At 41.4% G+C, this 12,035-nt stretch carries 9 protein-coding genes; 6 read left to right on the top strand and 3 right to left on the bottom strand.

Going from position 1 to position 12,035, the window contains the following annotated elements; genetic code table 11:
- Positions 1–359: 359 nt before the first annotated feature.
- The 3 genes from JMY09_RS05595 to rtcR all read right to left on the bottom strand — a co-directional run bounded on the left by JMY09_RS05595 (position 360) and on the right by rtcR (position 4,048).
- On the bottom strand, positions 360–1,103 hold the full coding sequence (locus tag JMY09_RS05595) for a ubiquinone/menaquinone biosynthesis methyltransferase (RefSeq protein WP_201622611.1): 744 nt from the start codon (positions 1,101–1,103) through the stop codon (positions 360–362).
- 157 nt (positions 1,104–1,260) lie between these two features.
- Positions 1,261–2,316, bottom strand: a complete 1,056-nt coding sequence (locus tag JMY09_RS05600) for a WG repeat-containing protein (protein WP_201622612.1) — start codon at positions 2,314–2,316, stop codon at positions 1,261–1,263.
- Between the two features lie 52 nt (positions 2,317–2,368).
- Positions 2,369–4,048, bottom strand: coding sequence for an RNA repair transcriptional activator RtcR (gene rtcR / locus JMY09_RS05605; protein WP_201622613.1), 1,680 nt, complete (start codon positions 4,046–4,048; stop codon positions 2,369–2,371).
- Positions 4,049–4,430: 382 nt separating this feature from the next.
- Here rtcR and JMY09_RS05610 point away from each other — a divergent pair, with 382 nt between their 5' ends.
- The 6 genes from JMY09_RS05610 to JMY09_RS05635 all read left to right on the top strand — a co-directional run bounded on the left by JMY09_RS05610 (position 4,431) and on the right by JMY09_RS05635 (position 11,618).
- Positions 4,431–5,651, top strand: a complete 1,221-nt coding sequence (locus JMY09_RS05610; RefSeq protein WP_201622614.1) for an RtcB family protein — start codon at positions 4,431–4,433, stop codon at positions 5,649–5,651.
- A gap of 81 nt (positions 5,652–5,732) precedes the next feature.
- A complete protein-coding gene (locus JMY09_RS05615) occupies positions 5,733–6,356 on the top strand; it encodes a hypothetical protein (RefSeq protein ID WP_201622615.1) in 624 nt (207 codons plus the stop codon).
- 12 nt (positions 6,357–6,368) lie between these two features.
- On the top strand, positions 6,369–6,827 hold the full coding sequence (locus JMY09_RS05620; RefSeq protein WP_201622616.1) for a DIP1984 family protein: 459 nt from the start codon (positions 6,369–6,371) through the stop codon (positions 6,825–6,827).
- A 520-nt stretch (positions 6,828–7,347) separates the two neighbouring features.
- Positions 7,348–8,505, top strand: a complete 1,158-nt coding sequence (gene rtcA / locus JMY09_RS05625; RefSeq protein ID WP_201622617.1) for an RNA 3'-terminal phosphate cyclase — start codon at positions 7,348–7,350, stop codon at positions 8,503–8,505.
- Between the two features lie 245 nt (positions 8,506–8,750).
- The gene (locus JMY09_RS05630; protein ID WP_201622618.1) at positions 8,751–10,547 is read left to right on the top strand and encodes an FMN-binding glutamate synthase family protein; all 1,797 of its coding nucleotides are present in this window, start codon (positions 8,751–8,753) and stop codon (positions 10,545–10,547) included.
- 264 nt (positions 10,548–10,811) lie between these two features.
- Positions 10,812–11,618 carry a phosphodiester glycosidase family protein gene (locus tag JMY09_RS05635; RefSeq protein ID WP_201622619.1) on the top strand — a complete coding sequence of 269 codons (807 nt, stop codon included), beginning with the start codon at positions 10,812–10,814 and terminating at the stop codon, positions 11,616–11,618.
- The last annotated feature ends 417 nt before the right edge of the window (positions 11,619–12,035 follow it).

A 12,035-nucleotide genomic window follows, 5' to 3' on the forward strand; every position in this document is an offset into this window, starting at 1 on the left:
ATGAAGTTTGACTGGGAAAATTTATGAATAATCGTGCTAAAAACCTATTGCCAGCAACTTTATCTTTGAGTGTCGGTTTGGGCTTAGTCTTAGCCCTTAACGGCTGTTAGCCTAATAGCGATAACATTGACCTTAGTTCTCAAACTAATAAGCCAACTCCCGCTAATGGCGCAGGTGACAATAATGTTAGTGTTGCACAAATCGCCACTAAGCAAGAATTCCCACAATATATCGATAAGCTGCCAGTATTATCCACCCTCTTATTTATATACTAGCGCAGCCATCACTAGCCTGCTAACTGCTCCCTTGCTCAGCGTTGCAACTATCAGTGATGCAATTAGGGCAAGGCTGTGCGTAGCTTAAGATTTGTGCGCCGTATGAATGGCGACAATACCAAAACTTAATCTTTCAAAACTAACCTTACTGAAACCAATAGCACCGATTTCTTGCGCTAAATTCTCTGCACTGGGAAAGTCTTTTACTCCTTTGAGTAAATACTGATACGCCGAGCTATCGCCACTAGTGGCTAGCCAACCAATCAGTGGCATCACTACTGACATGTAGCCTAAATACAATTTATGCAGCCAATTTAGAGGAATATTGGAGGCCTCTAAAATAACTAGCCTACCCCCAGTTCTCAATACCCGATAAGCCTCTTGCAAGGCCTTATGCCTGTCACATATTTTTAGTCCTAACGAGATAGATACTACGTCTTGGCTAGCGCTAGCAATCTGCCACATGTTTTCTGCATCAAGCTGCATAAATACAGCGTTGACACTATGATCAGCTACTTTTTCCTTAGCCTTATCGAGCATTTGCAAGCTAATATCTGAGATAATAATTTGATGCGAGCTATCGATAGCTTTATCAGGCAGATTGTTATCAGCTAGGCGCTGCTGCAAAATTCGATAAACGATATCACCAGTGCCTGAGGCGACATCCAATAAATTCTGCCAAGGCGCATTAGCAATAATCTGTGCCACTCTACGTTTCCACAGCCTATGAATGCCTAAACTAAATAAGTCACACAGGCTATCATAGCGGTTGGCAATACGACCAAATACGTCGTCATCATTCGGGGTAAAATTAGCAGAGTTGTTCATAAATTGGCTGCGCTTTGGGTAGGGTTAAGTTGAGAATATAATTACGGTTTATAATTTTTTGCTATTTTTATAAATAGCATTACAAGTAATTTTGTAACCATAGCTCGGGTAAGACAGATAACGTCTTAGTTTCTTTTTTATAGAGAATTCAAACTTATTAGTTCAATCGATTACCAGCACGGTCTATATAAAAATAGTCATTATCGATATTAACGGAGGCTTTTCCAGAATAAAACTTGAAAGAGCTATCATACTGATAAGGAATAACCAATTGTCCATCCTGATCAATACTACCCCATTTATCATCTTTCTCAACGGCGATCAGGCCTTCAAAAGAGATACTTGCGCCTTCATATTCAATCGGAATAATCAGCTTGCCTACTGCATTAATAAAACCGTATTTACCATCAACCTCTACCCTAGCAACACCTTCAAAAAACTTTTCTATCTCGTCATAAATAAAGTCTGTAATCGGCTTACCAGCAGTATCAATTAAGGCGTATTTATTGTGGTGTTTTACGATAGCTACACCATCTTGAAAGTCATTAGCTTGATCGTAAATAAATGGTATAGCAACTTTGCCTGCTAAATCCAAATAACCAGATTTACCATTAATTTCTGCAGCTACTCTACCGCTGTCATAATGCCCTAAACTTTCATAAATAAAAGGTATATGAATATTATTATTTTTGTCAATCATACCCTGTTTGCCATCACGTATGACTGGTGCAAATCCTTGTTTAAAACTAAACGCAAATTGGTACACCAGAGGAATTTGTAGTTTACCTTGAGCATTAATAAAACCAGAGACTCCGCTGCCAGGAGCAAATAATACTTGCTGATCTCCTTTATATACAGCTCCTAAGCCTTCAGAAAAATCGGTTGCATTATCAAATATATAATCAGTGATAAATTCACCCTTGTTATTAATATAAGCTTTTTTTCCAGTCTCAAAGTCATGTACTATTGCTAAACCCTCTGAAAACGAATCAATCAAATCGTATTGAGTTGGAATAACTTCAACACCATTTATATCTACTGCTCCCCAATATGGAACACGTTCAACGACGGACATACCGTCTTGCATACAAAGTTTGATAGTATATCGATTGGACTCAAAGGGTGGATATTTACAATACTCAACTTCCATACTAGCATAAGAAAAATGGCTATAACTCAGCGCTAATAGCATTAATAACTTGATACCTTTCATACCTAAATTCCTTTTTATTTCAGTATTGCATCAGCAAAAAAGCTATAAAACCTTAACCCAACTCATCAAACTTTAATCCAAACTTCATTAAATATTTGCGTAAACGGTCACTATCATTAGGACTTTTTAGCTTATCTCGCGAATTAGCATAAAGATAACGCCCTGCTATTGCTTGATTTTTGTGGCTAATACAAACCTCGATCACATAGGCCAACTGTATCGCCTCAAAGGGGTCAATCGTAGCCAGCATTTCTTCATCAAGGTATTGGGCCAAAACTTTATCGCTATTTTGTTCCATTAAATCACTATCAAATCTACTTTCAGACTTAGTATTACTTAGGCTATTTTTGGATTGTATGACTGCCGATGATGACCACAGCTTAGTTAAGCGCTCAATCTCAGCTTGCACATCGACTACTCTGATAACTTTACTATCAGCCAGCGTGGTTAAGCGAATCATACTAGCGGTTAAATCACGAAAATTGCCTTGCCATGTGGCCTCACTACTCATTGCAAAGTCTTCATACCTTTGCCGTGCATTCGGCTCAAAGCGATATTGCTGCTGCTGCTCGCTACCTAAACGTGCCAGCTCGTAATCAATATTGGCAGGCAAATCTTCTAATCTATCTTTGAGTGACGGTAAAAAAAACGTCCACGTATTAAGCCGTGCAAATAAATCTGCTCGGAACTCTCCGTTAGTAACCGCTTGGCGTAAGTCCTTGTTCGTCCCTGCCATCAGCTGAAATGAAACCTCAATCGATGTATCACTACCGAGTGGATAAAAGCGCTGCTCCTCTAAGGCCGTTAACAGCATTGCCTGCTCATCTAAGCCCAACTCGCCAATCTCATCTAAGAATAATAAGCCGCCATCCGCTGACTTAAGCAACCCTTCTCGGTTGGCTGCTGCACCAGTGAAGGCGCCCTTAACATGACCGAATAACACACTCATTGCGGTATCACCGCGCAAAGTGGCACAGTTAACTTCAACGAAGTTATCAAGGGCATATTTACTTTGAGTAGCGTTATCGGACTTGGCTTTTTTGATCGCATAGATTTGGCTCGCCAGCTGCGACTTACCGGCCCCTGTGGCCCCCATTAATAGTATCGGTGCGGTGGAACGAGTCGCCACCTTTTCGATATTAGAAATCAGTTGCTGATAAGCGGCATTTTGGGTCACTAGATTGGCTTGTAGGGTCTGCCAATGTTGCGCTTTTTCCGCCTCAAAGCGGGCACGTAAACTATCATAGCGCGACACATCCAAATCAATAATCTGATAGCGACCTTGCGGATCAGCTTGATCCGGCCTAGGGCAAGGGGATGTTTGAATAAAATTAGCGGGGATAAATCCTGCTTCTACTAGCAAGAACCAGCAAATCTGTGCCACGTGAGTGCCGGTGGTTAAATGCAGCAGATAATCAGTCTGCGCATTGAAATTAAAGCCCGCTACAAAGTCATAAAGCTCAGCATAAACATCAGCAAAATCCCATGGACTTGATAGCGTCACATGATGGCCAATAACTTGCGTTTGCGGGCTGACTCTTGCCACGTCATCGACAACTATCTTAAATAGTCGCTTATCACGGGTGCTATAAAGAATATGCAACTCATCAACGAGCAAATCATCATGCAGAGCTAAGCTGACCGTCGGCCGCCAACGCTGCCAACGTTTGTCATTAAAGCCATTGTCTAGCGTGGTACCGAGGAAGCCGATGACGGCAGTTTTGTTAGACATAGTTTTTTGTTCCGAGTTTTGATATTTACAATCAATTGTTTTAATTGATGTTCTAGTTCGTAGCTAACTCACGATAGTTTGCGTAGGCTGGGCTTTTAGCTCGGCGTTAGAGCGTTGCAAAGTATAAATACTGGGTTAAAGACCCAGCCTACGATGGTAATATATTATATATAATTCTATCATCATAGAAATATATCTAACATTTTAATTTTATATAAATTTAGCCTAACTTATTTCGATCTAATTGATAAATATTTATTTTAACTAAATCAATAACTTATAAATTAATATAGAAAATCTATAAAACTTGGCACAGCTTTAGCATTATATAAAGTAAGACTATTCATTCATAAATTTATTTTAAAAGCTAAGGAGCAAACTCATGCAACCATCTAACCATAATGTAATACAAGAAGGTGGAGCACCGATTCGTCTATGGACGCAAGGTGTGCCTGTCGAAGACCAAGCGCGCGAGCAGCTGATCAATACTTCAAAAATGCCCTTTATCTATAAATGGATGGCGGTGATGCCTGATGTGCATTTGGGTATGGGCGCCACTATCGGTAGTGTAATTCCGACTAAAGAAGCCATCATTCCAGCGGCGGTTGGTGTCGATATCGGTTGTGGCATGATGGCAGTGCAAACCACGCTGACCGCCAATGATTTGCCCGATAACTTGTATGCTCTACGTACAGAATTGGAAAAAGCTATTCCACATGGAAGGACGCCAAGAGGTCGCCGCGACACAGGCTCTTGGACCAATCCTGACGATACGGTATTGAAGGGTTGGGGAACGCTAGCTGATGATTTTAATTATCTATGTCAAAAGCACCCACGGCTAAAGAACACTAATAACCTTAAACACTTGGGAACGCTAGGTACGGGTAACCACTTTGTAGAAGTATGCTTGGATGAGACTAATCAGGTGTGGATTATGCTGCACTCAGGCTCACGTGGCGTAGGTAACGCTATTGGTCGCTACTTTATCGAGTTGGCTCGTGAGGATATGCGCAAGTGGTTTATCAATTTGCCGGATAAAGATTTGGCCTACTTTAGCGAGGGCACAGAGCATTTTGATGATTACTGGTTTGCGGTGGGTTGGGCGCAGCGCTTTGCTTTCAAAAATCGTGAAATCATGATGGAGAATGCTATCAAAGCACTCCGTCAAATCATTACTAAGCCTTTTGATGCGGCAGTAAAAGCGGTGAACTGTCACCACAACTATGTGGAAAAAGAAGAGCATTACGGCGAATCGGTTTTTGTGACTCGTAAAGGCGCAGTACGTGCCCGCATTGGTGAGTACGGTATCATTCCCGGCTCGATGGGAGCCAAATCTTTTATTGTCAAAGGTAAAGGTAATGAGGAATCGTTCTGCTCTTGCTCGCACGGTGCCGGTCGGGTTATGTCACGCACCCAAGCGAAAAAGCAATTCACCGTAGCCGACCAAATCGCGCAAACTGAAGGCGTTGAATGCCGTAAAGATGCGTCAGTAATTGATGAAATTCCAGCGGCCTATAAAAATATCGATGATGTCATGCACGCTCAACGTGATTTGGTAGAAGTGGTACATACGCTTCGTCAGGTGGTTTGTGTTAAAGGGTGAGAAGCGTTAGAAAAATCTATACGTGATCTTATAAACTGCTTAAAAAGTTTGTTAATTTTTTAATATTATAAGGATGAATTTATGTTGAATAGAAATTTATTAAGAATTGGATTAGGAGGTAAATTTATAGTCGATTTATCTAATTTTAAACAGTATTTCAAAGAAATTGAGACAAAATTTTATACTGATAAGAATACAATTAAAGAGAAGCAAGACTCAATTCTCAACGTAGACTTTGATGAATTCAACGAGTTATATAATGAGTACTACAATATCGAACTTCACCATATAGATATTCACAGGAAATCTTGCTTAGTGACACTCTACTCTTATTTAGAGTCTTTTCTAAATCATTTATGTGGATGTCTTCACAAACTAAACAGCTATCAAGTTGAATATACTGATTTAGAAGGAAAAGGAATTACTCGTGCAAGATTGTATCTAGATAAGATAGTGGGTGTAGACTTTAATAAAATAAATTCTGAATGGGCAAGCATCAAAAATTTAAATTTAATTCGGAATAGTATTGTTCATAATTCAGGGAAAAGTGATAGAGAGAAAATTGATAGAATCATTAAAAACGAACCAAACTTATCACTGAATATGTTCAATGAAATAAGAATTAAAGACGATTATATTAATGAAACAATAAATCAAATTGAAGCATTTCTTACATCAATTCATGAACAAGTTTTTGAAAAATAAGAGAGAACGCAAATGAAACTAGCCGAAGCCCTACTTATCCGTAGCGATATGCAAAAGAAGCTGGCTCAGCTAAAAGGTCGTATCAAAGCCAACGTAAGGGTTCAAGAAGGCGATACGCCGAGTGAAGATCCTAATGCGCTAATGATCGATGCCAGCCAAATTATTACCGAATTGTCAGTATTGATTGAACGTATTCACCGTACCAATGCCATTGCTAAGACCGATAAAGGTCAATCGATGCTGACGCTACTGGTTGAGCGCGATACTTTAGAGCTGCGCCATAAGCTGTTGCTTGACGCCATTGAAGCGACACAAACTGAGGCGGATCGTTATAGCCCTCGTGAGATCAAATGGCATGTGATGATATCAGTCGCCAGTTTACAAAAGCAAGCCGATGATATCGCCATGAAGTTACGTAAGATTAATATTGTCATTCAAGCCAATAACTGGCAGATTGACCTTATTGAATAACGTTGAGAGTTGTCGTAGGCTGGGTTTTTAACCCAGCATTTTAATCTTGCAGAGCCTTGAAGCTGGGTTAAAAACCCAGCCTACTCTCATCCATTCAACCACTATTTTAAACCTTATATTTTAGAATTTTCTATGCCCACTTTTAACAGCATAGACTACCGCTTTGGAAACGACTGAGCGAGTGTCAGACCCCACATCTCCACAGCAGGGGGTTGAAAATATACTGCAGTGGCTGCTACACGTTGCGGGCAGACGTATTTTTTACTATTAATGCCCCGTACACGTCACAGCTCACAAGGTACACTTTAGACCTTACTACCAGACACTGACAGTCGTTTTCAATTTATTTATTGAGGTTACCTCTGGAAATTCTATTTAAAGAATTTTCCTTGCAAGCTTAACAAAGCAGTGCTTTGTTTTAACAGCTCTCAGGTTTCAATTTATTTTCAATACTCTTCATTATCCTATAAAAATTTTATACTCATGCTATAGATATCATCAAATAATAAAGAAAATCATTATGACCACAGCTAAAAATAAAACCCTAAAAATCGACGGTAGCACAGGTGAAGGCGGTGGACAAATTATCCGTACTGCCCTATCGCTATCCATGCTGACCGGCATACCTATTGAGATTACTCATATTCGCGCAGGTCGCGCCAAATCTGGTTTGATGCGTCAGCATTTAGTATGTCTGCAAGCCTCGCAACAGATATCAGATGCCAAAGTGACAGGTGCGCATTTAGGCAGTACGGCTTTTAGCTTTACGCCTAATGCTGTCAAGGCGGGCAACTATCAGTTCGATATTGGTTCAGCAGGTAGCACCACCTTAGTCCTACAAACCTTACTCCCGGCTCTATTGTTCGCCAATAGCGATAGTAGCGCAAAATCGACCGTCACTATCAAAGGGGGTACTCATAATCCGTTGGCCCCGACTACCGATTTTTTGACCCAAGCATTCTTGCCAGCATTGGCTAAATTAGGCATGCAAGTCGATATCCAATTATTACAAGCAGGTTTTGCGCCGGTCGGTGGCGGAGTGATAACCGCTACCATAAGCCCCTTTATGCGCCGTGCCGATACTGCAGCTTTTGAGCTAACTGAGCGTGACAAACTACTGCACATTGAGCTGATTGCCAGCATCCTTAATCTCGATTATGATATCTGTACTCGTGAGCTTGCCAGTAGCAAAGCAGCCCTCATCGAAGCAGGTATTTATGATGGACTTATAACTACTCAGTCTAATAAGCTACAAGGTGTCGGTGAAGGTAATAGCTGTTATACCATCGTCACTCACCAACTTAAAAATACACCTACAACAACTGATGCTCAAGCAGGCCAGCCAACCTATCCATATCTTCAATACCAGCAAAGCCATAATCTACATCACGAAGTATTTACTTTGCTCGGAGAAAAGCGTACTTCTGCTGAAAAAATGGGTAAGCGCTTAGCCGGATTGGTTAAACGTTATTTGTCTACCAGCGAGGCCTTAGTCGATGAACATTTAACCGATCAGCTACTATTACCGTTAGCACTAGCTGGTGGCGGCAAATTTAGCGCTAGAGTTATTAGTCAGCACACCGAAACCCAAGCTTGGCTGATTGAGCAGTTTTTGCCAGTTAAGATTACTTTTGAGACTTTGGCGGATAATCAAATACTAGTGCAAGTTATCTGCTAGTGAGATTAGCTATAGCCTTGCTGCCTGATGAGCAAGTATCAAGTATACAGTCAGCTGGTCGAATCAAGTGATTCTGCTGAACAGCGCTTTACTATATTAGCAAGCCGTTACTCAATTCTTGCTTAGCCATGATATTATAAGGGTATAATGTCGACTCTGACTTTAGCAGCGATCAATCCTGCTATTGCGGGGTTTTTATTGCGTTTTTACTCTTCCAAATTCTCATTGCTGAGCCGAGCCTTGCCATGCCCCAATCTCGTACTAATCCTAATCCTAAGCCCAAACAAGACTCTCCTTATATGGTCGGTTTGCTACTGCGTTATAGCACTTTTGGCGCCGCTATCTTACTATTTTTAGCTGGGATATTACTGCTCAAATGGTGGCTCATCATCATTGGGGGCTTTGGCGTAGCGCTAGGCATTTATGACTTGATACAGTCTAAGCATGCCATTTTGAGCAACTACCCTGTGGCCGGTCATATTCGCTACGTGCTTGAGGATTTTCGTCCTGAGATTCGTCAGTATTTGTTAGAGGATGATAAAGAACAAGTTCCTTTCTCACGCCAGCAACGTGCCTTAGTGTACCAACGCGCTAAAAACGTCAGTGACACTAATGCTTTTGGTACTTTAGATGACTTATATGCTCATGGTAAAGAATGGTTCTTGCAGTCAGCAGTTAGTCAGCCGTTAAAGAATACCGACTTCCGTATTAGCGTGGGTGGTGAGCGTTGCCAGCAGCCTCATGATATGTCAGTGTTTAATATCTCAGCGATGAGCTTTGGTAGTCTATCGGCTAATGCCATTATGGCGCTTAACCAAGGCGCAAAACTGGGCGGCTTTACTCATGATACTGGCGAAGGGGCTATCAGTCCTTATCATCGTAAATTCGGTGGGGATTTGATTTGGGAATTAGGGACTGGTTATTTCGGTTGCCGTGATGCTGATGGTCATTTTAGCCCGCAATCGTTTGCAGAAAAAGCTGTCGATCCACAAGTAAAAATGATTGAGATCAAACTATCGCAAGGCGCAAAGCCTGGTAAAGGTGGCGTATTGCCATCCGAGAAGATTACCCAAGAGATTGCTGATACTCGCCAAGTACCACTTGGTCAGGATTGTGTTTCTCCAGCCACTCATACCGCTTTTAATAATCCGCGTGAGTTGGTTGCTTTTTGGCAGCAGTTGCGTGAATTATCAGGGGGCAAGCCAGTAGGCTTTAAGCTGTGCATCGGACAGCCTTGGCAGTTTATGGCTATCGTCAAAGCGATGATTGAAGCGGACAACTATCCAGACTTTATCGTCGTTGATGGCGCTGAAGGCGGTACGGGTGCGGCTCCAGTCGAGTTTATGGACAATATTGGCATGCCGATGGTCGACGGCTTTTTGCTAGTGCACAATACTCTAGTGGGTGCTGGTATTAGGGATAAGATCAAGCTTGGCGTTAGTGGCAAGATAGTCTCAGGTTTTGATATTGCACGCATGATTGCTTTAGGGGCAGACTGGTGTAATTCAGCACGTGGCTTTATGTTCGCAGTCGGCTGTATTCAGTCACGCTCATGCCATACTAATACGTGCCCAACTGGGGTTGCCACTCAAGATCCGCATCGCCAAAAGGCACTTGATGTTCCTAGCAAAGCTGAGCGTGTGGCTAGCTTTCATAAAAATACCGTTAAGTCGCTTGCCAGTATCGTTGGTGCGGTAGGATTACAACATCCAAGCCAGCTACAGCCTTATCATATTGCGCGCCGTTTAGATGATGGACAAATCAAGTTACTGTCGAAGTTCTTTTATTTCACTGATGAAGGCGCACTGTTAGATCATAGTGCACGCGCTGATGTGTTTAATCAAATGTGGGTTATGGCCAATCCTGCTAGCTTTTTAGCGGATAACGATGCCTTGATTGCTTATAACAAAGACTCACGTGATAAAGGCAAACAGACCAAAGCGCCCACTCTGGATTCTCATGATAGCGTGGTAGATGAAAATAATAACGGTAGATTGATTGGCAATGCAAACCATACCTTCCGTGACTTGCCAACGCTCTGATAATAGGCTGTTGCGAAAAAAGTGCTATAAATTTTTGTCAATGAAGCGGCGTCTTAGCTTTTATTAAAAGCGTTTTAACACCGCGGCTAAAAGCACTTATGAAAAAATTTATTAGGGCGTATTAATCATTTAATGCGCCCTATTTGTATCACCTTTCGTGGCTTTGATTGTTTTAACCAGATTATATGTCTATTTTATTCGGTATCGGCTATAACCCCTCTACTCTTTGCCTTAGTCGCTATTAAGGTGTAATGGAAACTATTCATGCTACGCTCTATTTTTACTGTTCCTGTTATGTCTTTATTGATGCTCAGCTTGAGTGCTTGTCAGCCTAGTGGCTCAGACAAAGCCGATTCATCAAGTGCTTGGTCTTGTGAGATTAAGGACTCGCCTTTTAGTTATAGTGTCTGCCACCTTGATAAGGCGGCTCTAAAAGGCTCTGATTATTCATTGCAGCTATTTTGGCAGCAACCTGATAGCGATCAGCCCTTGCTTACTTTTGATAAGTTACTGGCCACTTTACCCTCTAATCAACAGTTGGCCTTTGCCATGAATGCTGGAATGTATAATGGGCATTATGCACCGATTGGCTATACTGTGATTAAAGGTAAAGAGATAAAGTCACTGAATCTAAAACCCGGCGGCGGCAACTTTCACTTATTACCGAACGGGGTGATTTGGTGGAATAAACAAGGGGAAGTGCAGATTACGGAAAGTAATGCTTTGAGTGCTCAGCTTAAAACTGGGGAAGCACAGCCTTGGTATGCCAGTCAGTCAGGGCCTATGCTGGTCATCAATAATGAGATTCATCCCAAGTTTAATGCTGATGGTACTTCACTAAAGTTCCGCAATGGAGTTGGGGTTTGTTCGGATGGCAGTATGCAGTTTGTAAATAGTGATGAGCCCGTTTCATTCTATCAGTTTGCCAGTTTATTTAAAGACCAGCTACAATGCCCAAATGCGCTGTTTTTGGATGGAGGTATTGCCTCAGCTCTCTATGCCCCTAGTATCGATAAACACGATAAAAAAGATATGGGGGTCATCATTGGTGTAGTAGCAGATAATCCGTAACGCAGTAGACGCTGGAATTAAGGAGTTATTTATCTTTAACCCATAACGCTGGACTTAGCTTGCTTTAATAGTTGTATTCCCGTGAATAATTTTATCCACTGTTGCTTGATAAAAGCCTTATAGAGCTTTATTTTTAGCCATAATTTAGAGTGGTATAATCTATTGCTAGTCATTTTTGCAAATGCTCGCATACGGCTGGGATTTTTCTGCCTAGCCAAATGGGCAACCTGCCTAGCTATATACTCATTTATTTGGACTTTCAGATTACGCCTAGCTCCCTCTGGATATGTATTATTACTTTAAAGGCGTTATTCAGAAATTAGTATATCTATGCGCCCCTTATTAGCTAAACTTTGCTACAATAGCGCCAATTTTTTCTATATTATTTAACTGCTTCATCACTACTTTGAGAGACCA

Origin of the sequence: Psychrobacter urativorans (genome assembly GCF_904846695.1) — a bacterium.
In the GTDB taxonomy this organism is placed as follows: Bacteria; Pseudomonadota; Gammaproteobacteria; order Pseudomonadales; family Moraxellaceae; genus Psychrobacter; species Psychrobacter urativorans.